The following is a 19,588-nucleotide window of genomic DNA, read 5'->3' as shown; positions in this document are numbered from 1 at the left end:
CGCCATGGCCCAGCCGCCCGTCTTCCAATCCCGTGACGCCGCCGATCCCGCCTTCTGGGACGAGCGGTTCAGCCGCGAGCACACCCCCTGGGATGCCGCCGGTGTACCCCGCGCGTTCCGGCAATTCTGTGAAGCGCAGCCTGCGCCGCTTTCCACGCTGATTCCCGGTTGCGGCAACGCCTATGAGGCCGGCTGGCTGGCGGACCGCGGTTGGCCGGTTACGGCCATCGACTTTGCGCCAAGTGCCGTGGCATCGGCCAAGACCCTGCTGGGCCCGCATGCCGGCGTCGTGGAGTTGGCGGATTTCTTCCGTTTCTCGCCGCCGCGCCCGGTGCAATGGATCTACGAACGCGCATTTCTGTGTGCGATGCCGCGTCGTCTGTGGCCGGACTACGCCGTACAGGTGGCGAAACTGCTCCCGCCCGGCGGGTTGCTGGCCGGCTTCTTTGCTGTGGTGGAAGGCCGAGAGGCGGCGCCCAAGGGGCCGCCGTTCGAGACCACGCAACCCGAGCTGGATGGGCTGCTGTCGCACGCGTTCGAGCGCATCAGCGATATACCCATCGCCGAAGCCGATTCGATTCCGGTGTTCGCCGGGCGCGAGCGCTGGCAAGTCTGGCGCCGTCGCGCCGATTGATCCGTTTTCCCGGCCACTGTTGGTGCAAAGCAACATGGGCCGTGGTCAACAAAAAGCCTGCCGTCGCCCGTTGCGGGCCGTCGCCCAAAAATCTGGCAAACGGGGCGGCCTTCGTGGTCGCACCGATGCCCCGGCGCGCGGTCCCATCGCTATAATCCGGCCACTTTGCCCGGCACCCCTGGGCCCAAAACCGGGCTGCCATGGGGTTTTCCAGCTTCTATCCGCGCTGCCATGCTGATCTGGTTTGTCATTGTTTACTGGGTGATTTCGGTCGGGATCGGCCTGTGGGCTGCACTGCGGGTGCGCAGTACCGCCGATTTCGCCGTGGCTGGACGCAGCCTTCCGTTCTATGTCGTGACCGCCACGGTGTTCGCCACCTGGTTCGGCTCCGAGGCGGTGCTCGGGATTCCTGCAGAATTTCTCAAGGATGGCCTGCACGGTGTGGTGGCCGATCCGTTCGGTTCGTCGCTGTGCCTGATCTTGGTGGGTCTGTTCTTCGCCAAGCCGCTGTACAGGATGAACCTGCTCACCATTGGGGACTTCTATCGCAACCGTTTTGGCCGCGCAGCCGAGACGCTGACCACCCTGTGCATCGTCGTGTCGTACCTGGGGTGGGTGGCGGCGCAGATCAAGGCGCTGGGCCTGGTGTTCTACACCGTGTCTGACGGCGCGGTTTCGCAAGACCTCGGGATGATGATCGGCGCGGGCAGCGTGCTCGTCTACACGCTGTTCGGCGGCATGTGGTCGGTGGCGGTGACGGACTTCATCCAGATGATCATCATCGTGATCGGCATGTTGTACATCGGCTGGGAGGTGTCGGGCCAGGCCGGTGGCGTGGGCACGGTGGTGGCGCACGCGGCGGCTTCGGGCAAGTTCTCGTTCTGGCCGGCGTTCAACCCGATCGAGGTGATCGGCTTTGTGACAGCGTGGATCACCATGATGCTCGGCTCGATCCCGCAGCAGGACGTGTTCCAGCGGGTAACGTCATCGCGCACCGAGCGCATTGCCGGTACGGCTTCGGTGCTGGGCGGCGTGTTGTACTTCATGTTTGCGTTCGTCCCGATGTTTCTGGCGTATTCCGCCACGCTTATCGACCCGGAGATGGTCGCGAAGTACATCGATACCGACTCGCAGATGATTTTGCCGAACCTGGTGCTGCAGCATGCGCCGATCTTCGCGCAGGTCATGTTCTTTGGCGCGCTGCTGTCGGCCATCAAGAGCTGCGCGAGCGCGACACTGCTGGCGCCGTCCGTAACGTTTGCCGAAAACGTGCTGCGCCCGCTGTTGCCCAACATGGACGACAAGCGCTTCCTGCGCGTGATGCAGGCGGTGGTGCTGACATTCACGGTGCTGGTGACGCTGTTCGCGCTGAACTCGCACCTATCCATCTTCCACATGGTCGAAAGTGCCTACAAGGTAACGCTGGTGGCCGCCTTCGTGCCGCTGGCCTTCGGTCTGTTCTGGAAGCGCGCGACGAAGCAGGGTGGTCTGCTGGCCATCATCCTGGGCCTCGCGGCATGGATCTGGTGCGAAGTGGTCCTGCCAGATGCGATGCTTCCGCCACAATTGGTTGGCCTCTTGGCCAGCTTCGGCGCGATGGTCCTCGGCTCGCTCGGACCGCAGTGGATCGCAAACCGCGCGCCGACTACCAAGGCGGCCACACAAGCCTGAGCGTCCCGGCGCACGCGTGCGCGGTGTGCCACTTTGTCGCGCATCGCCATCGCCCGCGCCGAATCTGCGGTCGGGAATTCCCTTAAAAGGGTTTATAATTCAAGGCTTTGCGCGCCAGCACTTGTATGGCGCACAGCTGCCCCGATCTTGCGTGAGCCCGTGTGCATTATTTCCCGCACCGTGTTCGCGGGATGCGCGGGCAATCCAATCGCTTTCTTGTCATTTGTTTGTTCCAGGGTGAGGACACCATGCCGATCTATGCTTATCGATGCGACGCCTGCGGCCACGCCAAAGATGTGCTGCAGAAGATGAGCGACGCGCCGCTGACGGATTGCCCCGCATGCGGCGCGCCGGCGTTCAAGAAGCAGCTAACCGCTGCCGGCTTCCAGCTCAAGGGTTCGGGCTGGTACGTGACGGACTTCCGCGGTGGCTCGGGCGGCGCATCGGCTGCGGCTCCGGCAACCGGTTCGGCGGCCAAGACGGAGGCCGCTGCGCCTGCGGCGGCTGCCGCGTCGTCGGACAGCGCGTCGTCCAGTGCCAGCACGCCGGCCGCGTCCGGTGGTTGCGGCACGTCGTGCGCTTGCCACTGATCGCATCGCTCACCTTTCGGTCCATCGCCCCATGAAACAGAAAACCAGCGCACTCAAGACATGGTTCCTAACCGGTCTTCTGGTGCTTGTCCCGCTTGCGATCACGCTGTGGGTGCTGTCGCTCATCATCGGCACGATGGACCAGAGCCTGGCGCTGCTGCCGTCGGCATGGCAGCCAGATCAGCTGTTTGGCCGGCGCATTCCCGGCGTGGGCGCGATTCTCACGCTGGCGTTCATCCTGATCGTCGGCGTGCTGGCGCACAACTTCATCGGTCAGAAGCTGGTGCTGTGGTGGGAAGCGCTCGTGGGCCGCATTCCTGTGGTCGGCCCGATCTATTCGAGCGTGAAGCAGGTGTCGGACACACTGCTGTCGTCCAACGGCAATGCGTTCCGCAAGGCGCTGCTGGTGCAGTACCCGCGCGAAGGCTCATGGACGATCGCCTTCCTGACCGGCCGCCCCGGCGGTGATGTCGAGAATCATCTGCAGGGCGAGTACGTCAGCGTGTACGTGCCGACCACGCCCAACCCGACGTCGGGCTTCTTCCTGATGATGCCCAAGGCCGACACCATCGAGCTGGATATGACGGTGGATGCAGCGCTCAAGTACATCGTGTCGATGGGGGTGGTGGCGCCCGAAGCGCTGCCGCGCCGCATGGACCCGCCCGATGCCTCGCCAAAGACGGAGGACCGGTCGCCGGCTCAAGAGCCGCGCGACCCTTCGAATCCGACCGCGCTGCCTGCAGAGGGCGGCGCCATCGCGGCACCCTGAGCCGGCGATACGAACGAAGTCGAATCGACCCCGGCCCCCCAATCAACTTTCATGCGCGACGTTTTCTTGGCGGCGCGCTTCGCGGAAAACCACAACATGCAAATGCGTACTCAATACTGCGGTCAGGTCACCGAACAACTGCTCGGCCAGAGCGTCACGCTGTCGGGCTGGGCCCATCGTCGTCGTGACCACGGTGGCGTGATCTTCATCGATTTGCGCGACCGTGAAGGCCTGGTGCAGGTCGTGTGCGACCCGGACCGCCCGGAGATGTTCAAGGTGGCTGAAGGTGTGCGCAACGAGTTCTGCCTGCAGGTGAAGGGCGTCGTGCGTGCCCGCCCGGAAGGCACCACCAACGCCAACCTGACCAGCGGCAAGGTCGAAGTGCTGTGTCACGAGCTGACGGTGCTCAACGCTTCCGTCACGCCGCCGTTCCAGCTGGACGACGACAACCTGTCGGAAACCACGCGCCTCACGCACCGCGTGCTGGACCTGCGCCGCCCGCAGATGCAGTACAACCTGCGCCTGCGCTACAAGGTTGCGATGGAAGTGCGCAAGTACCTGGACGACAAGGGCTTCATCGACATCGAAACGCCGATGCTGACCAAGAGCACGCCGGAAGGCGCGCGCGACTACCTGGTGCCGTCGCGCGTGAACGCCGGCCAGTTCTTCGCGCTGCCGCAATCGCCGCAGCTCTTCAAGCAGATGCTGATGGTGTCGGGCTTTGACCGCTACTACCAGATCACCAAGTGCTTCCGCGATGAAGACCTGCGTGCTGACCGCCAGCCCGAATTCACCCAGATCGACTGCGAAACGTCATTCCTGACCGAGCAGGAAATCCGCGACCTCTTTGAAGAGATGATCCGCACGGTGTTCAAGAACACCATGTCGGTTGAGCTGGATGCCAAGTTCCCGGTGATGGAGTTCCGCGAGGCGATGGCCCGCTTCGGTTCGGACAAGCCGGACCTGCGCGTCAAGCTCGAATTTACCGAACTGACCGACGCCATGAAGGACGTCGACTTCAAGGTGTTCTCGAGCCCGGCCAACGCAGAAGGCGGCCGCGTCGTAGCACTGCGCGTGCCGGGCGGTGCTTCCCTGTCGCGCGGCGATATCGACGCATACACCAAGTTCGTCGAAATCTACGGCGCCAAGGGCCTGGCCTGGATCAAGGTCAACGAAGTGGCCAAGGGCCGTGACGGCCTGCAATCGCCGATCGTGAAGAACCTGCACGATGCGGCCATCGCCGAGATCCTCAAGCGCAGCGGCGCACAAGATGGCGACATCCTGTTCTTCGGCGCTGACCGCGCGAAGGTGGTCAACGACGCGATGGGTGCGCTGCGCCTGAAGGTCGGTCATTCGGACTTCGCCAAGAGCAACGGGCTGTTCGAAGACGCCTGGAAGCCGCTGTGGGTGATCGACTTCCCGATGTTCGAGTACGACGAGGAAGACGCGCGCTGGGTGGCCATGCACCACCCGTTCACGAGCCCGAAGGACGAACACCTGGAATACCTGGAAACTGATCCGGGCAAGTGCATCGCCAAGGCTTACGATATGGTGCTCAACGGCTGGGAAATCGGCGGCGGCTCGGTGCGGATCTACCGCGAAGAAGTACAGAGCAAGGTGTTCCGCGCGCTGAAGATCAACGATGAGGAAGCGCGTGCCAAGTTCGGCTTCCTGCTCGACGCACTGCAGTACGGTGCGCCTCCGCACGGCGGTATCGCGTTCGGTCTGGACCGCGTTGTCACGATGATGGCCGGTGCGGATTCGATCCGCGACGTGATCGCCTTCCCGAAGACGCAGCGTGCGCAGGATCTGCTCACGCAGGCACCGAGCCCGGTCGACGAGAAGCAATTGCGCGAGCTGCACATCCGCTTGCGTGCTGCCGAGGCCAAAGTGGCCGCGCCGACGGCTGCAACGACTGCCTAAGCGCCCGCGCTGACGCTTCACAAAGAACCGCGCCGCCTGACAAGGGCGGCGCGGTTTGTTTTTGGGCGGCCGCCGGGCAAGGTGCAGCAATCGGGAACATTGCGTGCTAAACCGACTCTTTCGTTTCTGTCACGTTGGGTGACAACGAAGGAGGAGTGTTTAGATGGACTACATCGACTTTGCGCGCACATGGATCGCCGCACATGCCGAGTTCTTGTTGACTTGGTTGATCGCCGCGCTGGTGGTGATGACGCTGGCGTGGTTCGAAATTCGCCGTGCCACCCGGCGTGCCGCCCTGGCCATGACCGAGGCAGTGGCCACCACGGTTGCGGCTTGCGTGCCCGACATTGCGGCAGCGGCGCAGAGCGCACATCCACCAGTACCCGCATCGGCGTCGTCTCCGGGTTTGATCGAGGCGATGCGCGCGCTGGGTCACCTTGCCGCGGAGCGGATGCGTTGGTTGTACGCGGTCGCTAACCTGCGTTTGCCCGAGACGGCGTTGCCGCCAGCCGCACCGGGCATGCCGGTGCATCCGCTTGTCTACGACACACCGCGCGCCCTGGCCGAAGCTCATTTGGCGGCAGAACTCCGCTTTGCCGACCACGCACGTGTTTTGCAGGCCGAACGCCGCGCCCTGCAAGCGCTGGAGACCGCTGAGCGTGAGGGCACCAGCGAGCTGCATCGCATCGAGCGCGAGACCTCGGCCATCGTTGAACGCTTCGACCAAGCCAATGCGCAATCGGAGCAGACCGATGTACAGCGCTTTCTCATCCAGAAATTCAACACGCTAGGCAATCGCGAACGCGAATTGACCGCACAGCTCGCTGCGCTGCGCCAACAAATCGGCGAGCGTACAGAAGCGTTGTGGGCGCAATCGCAGCGCGCGGCCGATGACTATGCTGCGATGCTCGATCCGCTGCTTGCTGTGGCTCGCCGCGAGCTTGGTCACGAAACGGCGACGGATGAGACGGCGCTGTGGCTCGCCCGCACGCGTACTGGCCAAGGGCCGCTGCGGGCTGCCTGATTGTTGCCACGGCATGGCAGCACGCTGAACGTCACGGTGGCACGCTTCTGGCTGCGGTAAGCTATTGCCTTGCAGCGCGATCGCGCCGCCCATCGAAGCACGCAGCAACCGCACCCATGTCGCACAAGATTCCCGTCTCCGTTCTCGTCGTCATTCACACACTCGATTTGCACGTGTTGGTGATGGAGCGGGCAGACCATCCGGGCTTCTGGCAATCCGTGACGGGCAGTTGCGATGCGCTCGACGAGCCCCTGGCCGACACGGCCCGCCGCGAAGCGCTCGAAGAAACCGGCATCGACGCGGCCCAGCATCATCTGATCGACTGGGGCCACCACATCGAATACGAGATCTACCCCCACTGGCGGCACCGCTACGCGCCGGGCGTTACGCGCAACACCGAGCATTGGTTTGGCTTGCTGGTGAGCGGCAAGGTGCCGGTGCGGATGTCACCGCGCGAGCATGTGCAGGCCGAATGGCTGCCGTACCAAGAGGCTGCCGCGCGGTGCTTCTCGCGCAGCAACGCCGAGGCCATTTTGCAGTTGCCCGAACGCCTTGCTGCCTATCATGCGCGTCAGGCCGCGCTGACGAAGGACCAAGCCTGACATGCTGCGTTTGCGCGTCGCCACCTACAACATCCACAAGGGCGTGACGGGCATTGCGCGGCGCGTGCGCGTGCATGACGTGCGGCAGGGCCTGCATACCATGGACGCCGACATCGTCTTCCTGCAGGAAGTGCAGGACCGCAACGACCGCCTCGTCGCCGCCGAGTTGTTCGACCCGAACTACACGCAACTGCGCTACCTCGCGACCGACGTCTATCCGCACACGGTCTATGGCCGCAACGCCGTGTACGAGCACGGGCATCACGGCAATGCCATCTTGTCGCGCTATCCGATTCTGCTGTCGGAAAACCTCGATATTTCTGACCACCGTTTCGAGCAGCGCGGCCTGCTGCACGCCGTGACCGATCTCGGCTTTGGCGAGGTGCATCTGCTGTGCGCGCACTTCGGCCTGTTTGCACGCAGCCGGCAGCGGCAGGCGGAGGCGCTGCTTGATCGCGTGCGTTCAGTCGTGCCGCCGGATGCACCGCTCGTGGTAGCGGGTGATTTCAATGATTGGAGCAACCGGCTCGATCGCATGATCTGCCAGGCGCTGGGGGCGACCGAAGTGGCCGACAAGGCCGCCGACGCGCGCCCCGTGCGCACCTTCCCAAGCCACATGCCGTGGCTTCGGCTGGACCGCATCTACGTGCGCGGTTTCGAGATCGAACGTGCGCATGCGCTGACCGGCCGCGAATGGGCGCAGCGCTCCGATCACGTGCCCCTGCTGGCGGAACTGGCCCATCCATGAGGGTGGTGCGCGATGCGGGCCCGCTGCGCTCCGAGTGGCGGCGGGGCAAGCCCCTGCCGGGCAACGACGTCGATTTGCTTTGCGGCGGCGCCGAGTTCTTCCCGGCCTTGATCGAGGCCATCGATGCTGCGCAACGCCGTGTCGCGCTTGAAACCTACATCTACACCGATGACGCCACCGCCCACAGCGTGACTGAAGCGCTCGCCCGCGCGGCACGCCGTGGCGTGGATGTCCACCTGACCATCGACGGCTTCGGCACCGGCCTGCTGCCCGCCGCCGCGATGCTCGAGGCGGCGGGCGTGACCTTGCGCATCTATCGTCCGGTGCGCGGTTTTCGCCTGCAACGCCGCTACTTGCGACGGCTGCATCGGAAGATCGTTGTCATCGATGACAACGTCGCGTTCGTGGGCGGCATCAACATCATTGATGACCTGAACCACGCGCCATTTCACGATGCTGCGCTGGGACCGCGTTACGACTTTGCCGTGCGGGTACGCGGGCCGCTGGTCGCGCAGATTGCGCTGACCGTCGACCGGCTCTGGTGGCAGATGGGCGTGCGCGCAGGCATGCGGGAAGTGGGCGTCACGGGCGTCGCCGCCGACTTTCCGGTGATGACCGATACGCCGCGACCACGGCATCGCGGCGCGTCCGGACGAGAAAGCGAGCGCGCACCGGGCACCGTGTTGGCTTCGCTGGTGCTGCGTGACAACGTCCGCAACCGGCGCGCGATCGAACGAGAATATCTGCGCGCGCTAGGGGCGGCGCGGCACGAGGTGATCATCGCCAACGCGTACTTCTTGCCGGGCGTGCGTTTCATGCGCGCGCTGGCGGCATGCCGCCAGCGCGGTGTGCGCGTTCGCCTGTTGCTGCAGGGACAGGTCGAATACCGGTTGCAGCACTACGCGACGCGTTCGCTGTATCACATGCTGCTGCGGGACAACGTCGAGATCCACGAATACACGGCCAGCTTCCTGCACGCCAAGGTGGCCGTGGTGGACGACCGCTGGGCTACCGTCGGCTCCAGCAACATCGACCCGTTCAGCCTGTTGCTGGCACGCGAAGCCAACGTCGTTGCGTGGGATGCGATCGTGGCCAACGAACTGCGTGCTGCCCTCGAAGACGCCATCGCCCATCACGCACGCCGCATCCTGGCTGATGAGCACGCCGCGCGCCGCTGGTGGTGGCGCCTGGCAGATTGGTGCGCCTACCGGCTCGTGCGCCTTGGCGTCGTCATCAGCGGGCGCGCAGCACAGTATTAGTGGTGCAGACACCGATAAAACACAACAAGACGGAGGAGACATGCAAGTCATCACAGCCGATGAAGCGGCGCGGTTGGTACAGCCGGAGTGGACGGTTGCGTGCGCAGGGTTTGTCGGCGCGGGTCATGCAGAGGCCGTCACGCATGCGCTCGAACGCCGCTTTCTGGCCACCGGCGAGCCGCGTAATCTCACGCTGGTCTATTCCGCCGGCCAGGGCGATCGCGCCACGCGCGGCGTCAACCACTTCGGCAACCCCGGGATGACGCGCTGTGTGGTCGGCGGGCATTGGCGCTCGGCCACGCGACTGGCGGACTTGGCGCTTGCGGAGCGGTGCGATGCTTTCAACCTGCCGCAGGGCGTGCTCACGCATCTGTACCGCGCCATCGCGGGCGGCAAGCCCGGCGTGCTGACCAAGATGGGCCTGCACACCTTCGTCGACCCACGCACGGAGCTTGACGCGCGTTACCACGGCGGTGCCATCAACGCCCGCGCCAAGGCGGCACGGGCTGCAGGCACGGCCTCGTGGGTCGAGTACGAACGCTTTCGCGGCGAAGACTATCTCTTCTACCCCAGCTTTCCGCTGCACTGTGTCTTCCTGCGCGGCACGGCTGCCGACCCGCGCGGCAACATCAGCACGCACGAAGAAGCCTTCCACCACGAACTGCTGGCCATGGCGCAGGCCGCGCGCAACTCGGGTGGCATCGTCATCGCGCAAGTGCGTCGGCTCGTCGATCGGCATGACAACCTGCAGGCGATCCACGTGCCGGGCATCCTCGTCGATTACGTAGTCGTGGCTGACGATGAAACCGAACACCAGATGACCTTCGGCGAGGCGTTCAACCCGACCTATATCCGCCCCTGGCAAGGCGAAGCGATCCAGCTCAAGGAGGACGCCGTCGAAGCGAGCGAGGCGCTGGAGACCAGCCAGCACGGCGCGCTCGATGCGCGCACGCTGGTGCAGCGCCGTGCCGTGCTGGAACTGATGGCACAGCAGCCGCGCGTTGTGAACCTGGGCGTGGGCATGCCCGCAGCTGTTGGCGCCCTGGCAGAACAGGAGGGTGCGCGTGGCTTTACGCTCACCGTGGAGGCCGGCCCCATCGGCGGCACGCCGGCAGATGGCCTCAGCTTCGGCGCCTCGGCCTATCCTGAAGCCGTGGTGGACCAGCCAGCGCAGTTCGACTTCTACGAAGGTGGCGGCATCGATCTCGCCATCCTCGGCCTGGCAGAACTGGACGGCGCCGGCAACGTCAACGTCAGCCTGTTTGGCGAGGGCGGCGACACCGTCGTCGCGGGCGTCGGCGGCTTCATCAACATCACGCAGAGCGCACGCTCGGTCGTGTTCATGGGTACGCTCACCGCTGGCGGCCTCCAGGTCGAGGCCGAAGACGGCAAGCTGCGCATCGTGCGCGAAGGACGGCTCAAGAAGATCGTGCCAGCCGTGTCCCACCTGACCTTCAACGGTGAGTATGCGGCGCGATCGGGCATTCCCGTGCGCTACGTGACCGAGCGCGCTGTCTTCGAAATGCGTGACGATGGCCACGGCGGCCGGCGCCTCACGCTGACCGAAATCGCTCCCGGCATCGACCTGCAGCGTGACGTGTTAGACCAGTGTGCGGCAGAGGTTGCCGTGGCAGCCGAGCTGCGCGAAATGGACGCCCGCATCTTCCGCCGTGGCGCCATGTGCACGGGCATCAAGCCGGTCTGATTTTTAGGCTGTTTATTTACTGATGGGTAGCACTAGAAAATCCGTCAGATATGCTGCGCCGCACGCGTTTTATGGGTGCGGTGCACACCCTGCAAAGCCTTTCATCTAAAGGATTTGCGGGATTCGCGCTGCACCGCGGAAGGTGGCGATTCCGGGTCGCCATTTAGATGCCGCTTTCTAATAAAACACTTGCCGCTCAAAGGGCCCCTGTAAATAATTGAACGACCGTTCGATTTTGGGCTAGAGTGTTCGCGCAGGCTGGTTTACAGTCCTGCCCGGCACGCGAAAGGCGCCCTGCAAGACGCCAATTTTCTCGCGTGTCACGCCCCAGAAAAGAACGGAGAGAAATCATCATGCGTCACCCGACCGCTCGTCTCGAATCGAATCACGCAGCAGCCACGCCGATGCGCAAGGGCGAGTTGACGCGTGCAGCGATTCTCGATGCCGCGCTGGAATTGGCTTCGCGCGACGGACTGGAAGGATTGACGATCGGTGTGCTCGCGGAGCGCATGCAGATGAGCAAGAGCGGGGTGTTCGCGCACTTCGGCTCGCGTGAGGATCTGCAGGTGGAAGTAGTTCGCGAGTATCACAAACGGTTCGAGCAGGAAGTCTTCTACCCGAGCTTGACGGAACCGCGCGGTCTGCCGCGCCTGTGGAGCATGGTGCGACGCTGGATGGAGCGTCGCATTCAGGAAGTGACCACAGGCTGCATCTACATCAGCGGCGCGGTGGAGTACGACGATCGTGCCGAAAGCCCGGTGCGCGACGAACTCGTCAAGAGCGTGACGATCTGGCGTGCAGCATTGGCTCGCGCCATTGCACAGGCAAAGGAAGAAGGCCACCTGCGTGCGGAAGCGGACCCGCAATTGATGCTCTTCGAGATGTACAGCCTGGAGCTGGGTCTGCATCACGATGCGCGTTTCCTGCGGTTGCCGAACAGTGCCGAGCTGGCCATGGTGGCGCTTAACAAACTCATTCAGTCTTACCGAACCTGACGCGGCATCGCACACCTAGCGGTCGCGCAGTACACACCAAGGAGTTGCAAGATGGGTCAATACACCGCACCGCTGCGTGACATGCAGTTTGTTCTCCACGAGCTTCTCGGCGTGGAGGACCACCTGAAGCAAATGCCGCAGCACGCGGAGATCGATGCAGACACCATCAATCAGGTGATCGAGGAAGCGGGCAAGTTCTGCTCCGAAGTCATCTTCCCGCTCAACCAGTCCGGCGATCGCGAAGGCTGCACCTACCACGGCGACGGCGTGGTGACGGCTCCCAAGGGTTTCAAGGAAGCGTATCAACAATACGTTGAGGCTGGCTGGCCCTCGCTGGGCTGCGATCCCGAGTACGGTGGCCAGGGTCTGCCCATCCTGATCAACAACGCGCTGTACGAGATGCTGAACTCGGCTAACCAGGCGTGGACAATGTATCCGGGGCTGTCGCACGGCGCGTACGAAGCCCTGCACGCGCACGGTACCGACGAACTCAAACAGCGCTACCTGCCCAAGCTGGTGTCGGGCGTGTGGACCGGCACGATGTGCCTGACTGAGCCGCATTGCGGCACCGACCTCGGCATTCTGCGCACCAAGGCCGAGCCGCTGGCCGATGGCTCGTATGCCATCACCGGCACGAAGATCTTCATCTCGGCGGGCGAGCACGACCTGGCCGAAAACATCATCCACCTGGTGCTGGCACGCCTGCCGGATGCGCCGGGCGGCACGAAGGGCATCTCGCTGTTCGTGGTGCCGAAGTTCATTCCCGATGCCAACGGCAACCCGGGCGAGCGCAACGGCGTGAAATGCGGCTCCATCGAACACAAGATGGGCATCCACGGCAACGCCACCTGTGTGATCAATCTGGACGGCGCACGCGGTTGGATGGTCGGCGAGCCGAACAAGGGCCTGAACGCCATGTTCGTGATGATGAACGCCGCCCGTCTGGGCGTCGGCATGCAGAGCCTGGGCCTGACCGAAGTTGCATATCAGAACTCGGCCGCTTACGCCAAGGAACGCCTGCAGATGCGCAGCCTGTCGGGCCCGAAGGCACCGGACAAGCCGGCCGACCCGATCATCGTGCACCCGGACGTGCGCCGCATGTTGCTGACGCAGCGTGCCTTCGCCGAAGGCGGCCGCGCATTCAGCTACTGGATCGCCCTGCAGATCGACCGCGAGTTGTCGCACGAAGACGAGTCCGTACGCAAGGATGCGGCTGATCTGGTCGCGCTGCTGACGCCGATCGCCAAGGCTTTCCTGAGCGACAACGCATTCATCTCCACCAACGAAGGCATGCAGGTCTTCGGCGGTCACGGTTACATCGCCGAGTGGGGCATGGAGCAGTACGTGCGCGATGCCCGCATCAACATGATCTACGAAGGCACGAACACCGTGCAGTCGCTGGACCTGCTTGGCCGCAAGATCCTGGGTGACATGGGCGCCAAGATGAAGAAGTTCGGCAAGCTGGTCCAGGACTTTGTGGAAGCCGAAGGCACCAACGAAGCCATGCAGGAGTTCATCAACCCGCTGGCCGACATTGGTGACAAGGTCCAGAAGCTGACCATGGAAATCGGCATGAAGGCCATGGCCAATCCGGACGAAGTCGGTGCTGCCGCTGTGCCGTACCTGCGTGTGGTCGGCCACTTGGTGTTCTCGTACTTCTGGGCCCGCATGGCCAAGATCGCTCTGGAAAAGCAAGACAGCGGCGACACCTTCTACAAGGTCAAGCTGGCAACGGCGCGCTTCTACTTCGCCAAGCTGCTGCCCGAAACGGCTTCGCAGATCCGCATGGCACGTGCCGGCGGCGCGACGCTGATGGCACTCGAAGCGGATCTGTTCTAAACAGCCGCATTCTCTTGGGGCGACGTGTGTAAGCGTCGCCCCCTCGTCTCTTCCTCTCTCCCCGCGAGGACATCATGACCCGCACTGAACTCTCCACCAGCGCGCAGCCGCAGGCCGGCCAGCGCTCCAACTTCCTCGTCCGCCGTGTTGCTGTGCTGGGCGCCGGCGTGATGGGCGCGCAGATTGCTGCGCACCTGGTCAACGCCAAGGTTCCTGTCACGCTGTTCGATCTTCCGGCCAAGGAAGGCCCGAAGAACGGCATCGTGCTCAAAGCCATTGAAAACCTGAAGAAGCTGTCGCCGGCGCCGCTGGGCATCAAGGACGACGCCAACCTGATTCAGGCTGCCAACTACGAAGACGATATCGAGAAGCTGCGCGACTGCGACCTCGTCATCGAGGCAATCGCCGAGCGCATGGACTGGAAGCACGATCTGTACAAGAAGGTCGCGCCGCACATTGCTCCGCATGCGATCTTTGCGTCGAACACCTCGGGACTGTCGATTACCGAACTGTCGGACGGCTTTGATGCCGAGCTGAAGTCGCGCTTCTGCGGCGTGCACTTCTTCAACCCGCCGCGCTACATGCATCTGGTCGAGTTGATCCCGACCGCACACACGCGCGGCGACATCCTCGATAAGCTGGAAACGTTCCTGACCTCCGCGCTCGGCAAGGGCGTGGTGCGTGCGAAGGACACGCCCAACTTCATCGCCAACCGCGTCGGCATCTTCTCGATCCTGGCGGTGTTTGCAGAATCGGCCAAGTACGGCATTCCGTTTGATGTGGTGGATGACCTGACGGGCTCGAAGCTGGGCCGCGCCAAGTCGGCAACGTTCCGCACGGCCGACGTGGTGGGTCTGGACACCATGGCGCACGTCATCAAGACGATGCAGGACAACCTGAAGGACGATCCGTTCGCTCCGGTCTACGCCACGCCGCCCGTGCTGGCCAAGCTGGTGGAAGCGGGTGCCCTCGGCCAGAAGGCAGGCGCCGGTTTCTACAAGAAGGAAGGCAAGGAAATCAAGGTGCTGGACCCGCAGAGCGGCCAGTACGGCCCGAGCGGCAAGAAGGCCGACGACATCGTCGTGCGCATCCTGAAGAAGGAGCCCGCCGAGCGTCTGAAGCTGCTGCGCGAATCGACCAACCCGCAGGCGCAGTTTCTGTGGGCGGTCTTCCGCGACGTGTTCCACTACATCGCCGTCTATCTGGAGCAAATTGCGGATTCGGCAGCGGAAGTCGATCTCGCCATCCGCTGGGGCTTCGGCTGGAACAGCGGCCCGTTTGAAGACTGGCAAGAGGCCGGCTGGAAGCAAGTCGCCGAGTGGGTGAAGGAAGACATCGAAGCCGGCAAGGCGCTGTCGAATGCAGCGCTGCCGCAATGGGTGTTCTCCGGCCCGGTGGCGGACAACGGCGGTGTGCATTCGGCAGAGGGCTCGTGGTCGGCCAACCAGAGCACGTTCCTGTCACGTAGCACGCTGCCGGTGTACGGCCGCCAGATGTTCCGTGCGCCGATCAAGGGTGCGACGACGGTCAACCCGCTCACGTATGGCAAGACCATCGAAGAGACCGACGCCGTACGCATCTGGGTGGACGACGCGGCAGGCCAGGACGACGTGCTGATCGTCTCGTTCAAGAGCAAGATGAACACGATCGGACCGAGCGTCATCGATGGTCTGACGCGTGCGGTTGATCTGGCCGAAGCTGGCTACAAGGGTCTGGTGGTGTGGCAACCGACGTCGCTCAAGCTGGGCGCGCCGGGTGGTCCGTTCTCCGCAGGTGCCAACCTGGAAGAAGCCATGCCGGCCTTCATGATGGGCGGCGCCAAGGGTATCGAGCCGTTCGTCAAGAAATTCCAGGACGGCATGATGCGCGTGAAGTACGCCGGCGTGCCGGTCGTGTCGGCTGCGTCGGGCATTGCGCTGGGCGGCGGCTGCGAGCTGCTGCTGCACTCGGCCAAGCGTGTGGCTGCGCTGGAAACGTATATCGGTCTGGTGGAAGTTGGTGTGGGCTTGGTTCCGGCGGGCGGTGGCCTGAAGGAAGCGGCGCTGGCCGCTGCCAAGGCTGCGCAAGCTGCGGGCAGCACCAACATCCTGCAGTTCCTGACGAACCGCTTCCAGGCGGCGGCGATGGCCAAGGTGTCGTCCTCCGCGCTGGACGCGCAGAAGATCGGCTACCTGCAGCCGACCGACACCATCGTCTTCAACGTGCACGAGTTGCTGCACGTGGCGCGCAACGAAGTGCGTGCGCTGTCCGACTCGGGCTACCGCGCACCGCTGCGTCCGGTGGGCATTCCGGTGGCGGGCCGTTCGGGTATCGCCACGATCAAGGCGTCGCTGGTGAACATGCGTGACGGTAGCTTCATCTCGCAGCACGATTTCACGATCGCCTCGCGCATCGCCGAAGCCGTGTGCGGCGGTGACGTCGAAGCCGGCGCGCTGGTGGACGAAGACTGGCTGCTGGCGCTGGAGCGCAAGGCCTTCGTGGATCTGCTCGGCAGCTCCAAGACCCAGGAACGCATCATGGGCATGTTGCAGACCGGCAAGCCCGTTCGTAACTGACCCGCGCGACGACAGAGAACAGGAGTTTCATCATGACCAAGCAACTGCAAGACGCCTACATCGTCGCCGCGACGCGTTCCCCGATCGGCAAGGCGCCCAAAGGCACGCTCAAGAACCTGCGCCCCGACGATCTGCTGGCGACCATCCTCAAGAGCGCCGTCGCCCAGGTGCCGAACCTGGACCCGGCGCTGATCGAAGACGCCATCGTTGGCTGCGCGATTCCCGAAGCGCAGCAGGGCCTGAACGTAGCGCGTATCGGCGCACTGCTGGCCGGCCTGCCGAACACGGTGGGCGGCGTGACCGTCAACCGTTTCTGCGCCTCGGGCCTGACCGCCGTGGCGATGGCGGCCGACCGCATCCGCGTGGGCGAATCCGACGTGATGATCGCCGCTGGCGTGGAATCGATGAGCATGGTGCCGATGATGGGCAACTCGCCGTCGATGTCGCCGGACATCTTCACGCGCGACGAGAATGTCGGTATCGCCTATGGCATGGGCCTGACCGCCGAAAAGGTCGCCCAACAATGGAAGATTTCGCGCGAGGCGCAGGATGCTTTCTCGCTGGCTTCGCACCAGAAGGCACTTGCCGCGCAGCAAGCCGGCGAGTTCAAGGACGAGATCACGCCGATCGAGATCATCGAGAAGTTCCCGAACCTGGGCACTGGCGCCATCGACATCAAGACGCGCACGATGTCGCTGGATGAGGGCCCGCGTGCCGATACGTCGGTTGAAGGCCTTGGCAAGCTGCGCGCCGTGTTCGCCAACAAGGGCAGCGTGACCGCCGGCAACAGCTCGCAGACCTCGGATGGTTCGGGCGCGCTGATCCTGGTGTCGGAGAAGATCCTGAAGCAGTTCAACCTGGTGCCGCTGGCGCGCTTCGTATCGTTTGCGGTGCGCGGCGTGCCGCCGGAAATCATGGGTATCGGCCCGAAGGAAGCCATTCCTGCCGCGCTGAAGGCTGGCGGTCTGACGCAGGATCAGATCGACTGGATCGAGCTGAACGAAGCGTTTGCCGCGCAGTCGCTGGCCGTGATTCAGGACCTGGGTCTGGACACCAGCAAAATCAACCCGCTGGGCGGCGCGATCGCGTTGGGCCACCCGTTGGGCGCGACCGGTGCCATCCGTGCGGCCACGGTTGTGCACGGCCTGCGTCGTCGCAACCAGAAGTACGGCATGGTGACGATGTGCGTCGGCACCGGCATGGGCGCTGCAGGCATTTTCGAACGCATGTGACCCCACGCAAGGGGGAAGGCTCAGGTAGCTTTTTAGGGCCTTCCCCTGCTTGCTAATCGCCCGTCTCACCACGCATAGTTGCGCAGGCGCGCAGTCGTTCCGAACAAGCGCGCCGAAGAATGCGGCCGGCACCCAGCCGGTATCGCACTAGAAGCGGAGCCACGATTCCGCAACAGAGGAGACACACCACCGGGTCACCGGCGGTGCACCAAGAGGAGGGCGCGCGATGGGCAACACTGTCGGCGACACAATCGTATTGACCGATGCGGCATGCGATATGCCGCGCTCGATGATCGATCAACTGGGGTTGGGCGTGGTGCCGTTCCGCATTCGTGCGGGCGAATTGTTTGTAGAAGACCGCCGCGACGAGGCGGCGCTGCCGCAGCTCTATCGCAAGTACCTCGTCGACAAGCAAGATCACTACGCCGAATCGATTCCGCTGCTTGAACGCGAGATCGAAGACTACCTGCTCAAGCACGTGGTCACGCAGCACGACCGGGCCTTGCTGCTGACGATTGCCAGCTCGCGCAGCCATTTCTACAGCCACGCAACCGGCGCGGTGGTGGGCACAACTGCCAAGAGCTTCAAGCCACGCAAGGACGCCGGCCGCTCGGGGCTGTTCGAGTTGACAGTGGTGGATACCGGCGCCATCGGCCCCGGTCAGGCGCTGATGGTGCACGAAGCCGCACGCATGCTGCGCGAAGGCGCGGAGGTGCGTGACGTCGTGCACGTGATCGAGAACCGCCTGCGTGACGCCTCGCACGTCTACCTTGTGCCCGATGAGCTGCTGTACATGTACACGCGCGCCAAGCAGAAGGGCGAGAAGAGCATCACCTGGAGCCGCTACATGATGGGCACGGCGTTCAACGTGCGTCCGCTCATCCATATGCACCGGGGCGAGACAGAAGCCATCGCCAAGGTGCGCGGTTCCGATGAAGGCATCCGCCGTCTGATGGCGCATACCGAAACCATGATCGCCGAGGAGCGTCTGGCCACGCCCGTGGTGGCGATCACGTATTCCGGTTCGCTCGACACCGTGCGCCGCATGGAGCCGGTGCAAGCGTTGATGCGAACCGCACAGGACCACGGCGTAGAAGTGCTGCTCGCGCCGATGAGCCTGACCGTGGCGTTGAACGTGGGGGCCAACGCGTTCTCCGTCGGTTATCTATCTGACTCTCCTGTGCCGATCTAGCGGCGCAGGTTTCACCTGGAGTTTTCATGTCGATTCGTACCGAGACCGTAGACGGCGTCCTGACGCTCACCTTTGACCGCCCGGACCGCAAGAACGCCATCACGGCTGCGATGTATCAAACGCTGGCCGACGCGCTGGTGGCCGCCGAAACCGATCCTGCCATCCGCGTGATCGTGCTGGCCGGCCACGAGAGCGTGTTCACGGCGGGCAACGATCTCGAAGACTTCATGAAGAATCCGCCCAAGGACGAGAGCGCCCCCGTGCACCAGTTCCTGAAGGCGATCAGCACGGCGACCAAGCCGCTGATCGCTTCGGTGAGTGGCGCGGCCGTCGGCGTGGGCACGACCATGCTGCTGCATTGCGACTTGGTCTACGCATCCGAGACGGCCAAGTTGTCGATGCCGTTCGCGCAACTGGGGCTCTGTCCGGAAGCCGCATCCAGCCTGCTGCTGCCGCAACTGGCCGGTTATCACCGCGCAGCGGACAAGCTGCTCTTCGGCGAGCCTTTTGACGCGAACGAAGCGCGTGAACTCGGCCTGGTCAACCGCGTGCTGCCGGCCGGGGAGCTGGATGCCTTCGTGCGCACGCAGGCGCGTAAGCTGACGCTGCTGCCGCCCGCATCGCTGCGCGCCACCAAGCGGCTGATGAAGGAAGGCGCCACGCCGCAGATCGCGGAGCGCATGTCGGTGGAAGGCAAGCAGTTTGGCGAGATGCTGCGCGCGCCGGAAGCGCGCGAGGCGTTCACGGCATTCTTCGAGAAACGCCGCCCAGATTTTTCCAAGTTCAACTGAGCGAGGCGTTCATACGCAAAAGAAAACCCGGCGCGACGCCGGGTTTTTTGTTGAGCGTT

At 63.9% G+C, this 19,588-nt stretch carries 16 protein-coding genes; all 16 read left to right on the top strand.

Going from position 1 to position 19,588, the window contains the following annotated elements; translation table 11 throughout:
* Positions 1 to 4 precede the first annotated feature (4 nt).
* Positions 5 to 634, top strand: coding sequence for a class I SAM-dependent methyltransferase (locus tag M1D44_RS12300; RefSeq protein ID WP_024976663.1), 630 nt, complete (start codon positions 5 to 7; stop codon positions 632 to 634).
* 231 nt (positions 635 to 865) lie between these two features.
* Positions 866 to 2,305 carry a high affinity choline transporter 1 gene (locus M1D44_RS12295; RefSeq protein ID WP_024976662.1) on the top strand — a complete coding sequence of 480 codons (1,440 nt, stop codon included), beginning with the start codon at positions 866 to 868 and terminating at the stop codon, positions 2,303 to 2,305.
* Positions 2,306 to 2,553: 248 nt separating this feature from the next.
* The gene (locus tag M1D44_RS12290; RefSeq protein ID WP_112186047.1) at positions 2,554 to 2,895 is read left to right on the top strand and encodes an FmdB family zinc ribbon protein; all 342 of its coding nucleotides are present in this window, start codon (positions 2,554 to 2,556) and stop codon (positions 2,893 to 2,895) included.
* Positions 2,896 to 2,926: 31 nt separating this feature from the next.
* Positions 2,927 to 3,664: a DUF502 domain-containing protein gene (locus M1D44_RS12285; RefSeq protein WP_024976660.1), complete on the top strand. Its 738-nt coding sequence runs from the start codon at positions 2,927 to 2,929 to the stop codon at positions 3,662 to 3,664.
* A 51-nt stretch (positions 3,665 to 3,715) separates the two neighbouring features.
* On the top strand, positions 3,716 to 5,587 hold the full coding sequence (gene aspS, locus M1D44_RS12280) for an aspartate--tRNA ligase (protein ID WP_024976659.1): 1,872 nt from the start codon (positions 3,716 to 3,718) through the stop codon (positions 5,585 to 5,587).
* A gap of 163 nt (positions 5,588 to 5,750) precedes the next feature.
* Positions 5,751 to 6,611, top strand: coding sequence for a hypothetical protein (locus M1D44_RS12275; RefSeq protein WP_316852760.1), 861 nt, complete (start codon positions 5,751 to 5,753; stop codon positions 6,609 to 6,611).
* A 116-nt stretch (positions 6,612 to 6,727) separates the two neighbouring features.
* Complete coding sequence (nudB, locus tag M1D44_RS12270) at positions 6,728 to 7,213, top strand: dihydroneopterin triphosphate diphosphatase (RefSeq protein ID WP_024976657.1); 486 nt, start codon at positions 6,728 to 6,730, stop codon at positions 7,211 to 7,213.
* A gap of 1 nt (position 7,214) precedes the next feature.
* Complete coding sequence (locus tag M1D44_RS12265) at positions 7,215 to 7,961, top strand: endonuclease/exonuclease/phosphatase family protein (protein ID WP_024976656.1); 747 nt, start codon at positions 7,215 to 7,217, stop codon at positions 7,959 to 7,961.
* The gene (clsB, locus tag M1D44_RS12260) at positions 7,958 to 9,220 is read left to right on the top strand and encodes a cardiolipin synthase ClsB (protein ID WP_316852759.1); all 1,263 of its coding nucleotides are present in this window, start codon (positions 7,958 to 7,960) and stop codon (positions 9,218 to 9,220) included. Before M1D44_RS12265 ends, clsB begins: the two co-directional genes overlap by 4 nt.
* 40 nt (positions 9,221 to 9,260) lie before the next feature.
* A complete protein-coding gene (locus M1D44_RS12255; protein ID WP_316852758.1) occupies positions 9,261 to 10,925 on the top strand; it encodes an acyl CoA:acetate/3-ketoacid CoA transferase in 1,665 nt (554 codons plus the stop codon).
* A 404-nt stretch (positions 10,926 to 11,329) separates the two neighbouring features.
* Positions 11,330 to 11,920, top strand: coding sequence for a TetR/AcrR family transcriptional regulator (locus M1D44_RS12250; protein WP_021196492.1), 591 nt, complete (start codon positions 11,330 to 11,332; stop codon positions 11,918 to 11,920).
* A 51-nt stretch (positions 11,921 to 11,971) separates the two neighbouring features.
* On the top strand, positions 11,972 to 13,759 hold the full coding sequence (locus M1D44_RS12245) for an acyl-CoA dehydrogenase C-terminal domain-containing protein (protein WP_024976653.1): 1,788 nt from the start codon (positions 11,972 to 11,974) through the stop codon (positions 13,757 to 13,759).
* Positions 13,760 to 13,833: 74 nt separating this feature from the next.
* Positions 13,834 to 16,314 carry a 3-hydroxyacyl-CoA dehydrogenase/enoyl-CoA hydratase family protein gene (locus M1D44_RS12240; RefSeq protein ID WP_316852757.1) on the top strand — a complete coding sequence of 827 codons (2,481 nt, stop codon included), beginning with the start codon at positions 13,834 to 13,836 and terminating at the stop codon, positions 16,312 to 16,314.
* A gap of 32 nt (positions 16,315 to 16,346) precedes the next feature.
* Positions 16,347 to 17,546 carry an acetyl-CoA C-acyltransferase gene (locus M1D44_RS12235; RefSeq protein ID WP_012761166.1) on the top strand — a complete coding sequence of 400 codons (1,200 nt, stop codon included), beginning with the start codon at positions 16,347 to 16,349 and terminating at the stop codon, positions 17,544 to 17,546.
* Between the two features lie 226 nt (positions 17,547 to 17,772).
* Positions 17,773 to 18,738, top strand: coding sequence for a DegV family protein (locus tag M1D44_RS12230; RefSeq protein WP_024976651.1), 966 nt, complete (start codon positions 17,773 to 17,775; stop codon positions 18,736 to 18,738).
* A 26-nt stretch (positions 18,739 to 18,764) separates the two neighbouring features.
* Positions 18,765 to 19,529 carry an enoyl-CoA hydratase gene (locus M1D44_RS12225; protein ID WP_112185869.1) on the top strand — a complete coding sequence of 255 codons (765 nt, stop codon included), beginning with the start codon at positions 18,765 to 18,767 and terminating at the stop codon, positions 19,527 to 19,529.
* Positions 19,530 to 19,588 lie beyond the last annotated feature (59 nt).

Source organism: Ralstonia sp. SA306, assembly GCF_054792405.1.
The sequence above is the reverse complement of the archived record's forward strand: the minus strand, read 5'-3'. Positions and strand labels throughout refer to the sequence as shown.

Coding starts and splice junctions, on each gene's coding strand:
- clsB (WP_316852759.1), top strand. CDS start 7,958: ATGAGGGTGGTGCGCGATGCGGGCCCGCTGCGCTCCGAGTGGCGGCGG.
- M1D44_RS12240 (WP_316852757.1), top strand. CDS start 13,834: ATGACCCGCACTGAACTCTCCACCAGCGCGCAGCCGCAGGCCGGCCAG.
- M1D44_RS12265 (WP_024976656.1), top strand. CDS start 7,215: ATGCTGCGTTTGCGCGTCGCCACCTACAACATCCACAAGGGCGTGACG.
- M1D44_RS12285 (WP_024976660.1), top strand. CDS start 2,927: ATGAAACAGAAAACCAGCGCACTCAAGACATGGTTCCTAACCGGTCTT.
- nudB (WP_024976657.1), top strand. CDS start 6,728: ATGTCGCACAAGATTCCCGTCTCCGTTCTCGTCGTCATTCACACACTC.
- M1D44_RS12235 (WP_012761166.1), top strand. CDS start 16,347: ATGACCAAGCAACTGCAAGACGCCTACATCGTCGCCGCGACGCGTTCC.
- M1D44_RS12225 (WP_112185869.1), top strand. CDS start 18,765: ATGTCGATTCGTACCGAGACCGTAGACGGCGTCCTGACGCTCACCTTT.
- M1D44_RS12295 (WP_024976662.1), top strand. CDS start 866: ATGCTGATCTGGTTTGTCATTGTTTACTGGGTGATTTCGGTCGGGATC.
- M1D44_RS12255 (WP_316852758.1), top strand. CDS start 9,261: ATGCAAGTCATCACAGCCGATGAAGCGGCGCGGTTGGTACAGCCGGAG.
- aspS (WP_024976659.1), top strand. CDS start 3,716: ATGCGCGACGTTTTCTTGGCGGCGCGCTTCGCGGAAAACCACAACATG.
- M1D44_RS12275 (WP_316852760.1), top strand. CDS start 5,751: ATGGACTACATCGACTTTGCGCGCACATGGATCGCCGCACATGCCGAG.
- M1D44_RS12250 (WP_021196492.1), top strand. CDS start 11,330: ATGCGCAAGGGCGAGTTGACGCGTGCAGCGATTCTCGATGCCGCGCTG.
- M1D44_RS12300 (WP_024976663.1), top strand. CDS start 5: ATGGCCCAGCCGCCCGTCTTCCAATCCCGTGACGCCGCCGATCCCGCC.
- M1D44_RS12290 (WP_112186047.1), top strand. CDS start 2,554: ATGCCGATCTATGCTTATCGATGCGACGCCTGCGGCCACGCCAAAGAT.
- M1D44_RS12245 (WP_024976653.1), top strand. CDS start 11,972: ATGGGTCAATACACCGCACCGCTGCGTGACATGCAGTTTGTTCTCCAC.
- M1D44_RS12230 (WP_024976651.1), top strand. CDS start 17,773: ATGGGCAACACTGTCGGCGACACAATCGTATTGACCGATGCGGCATGC.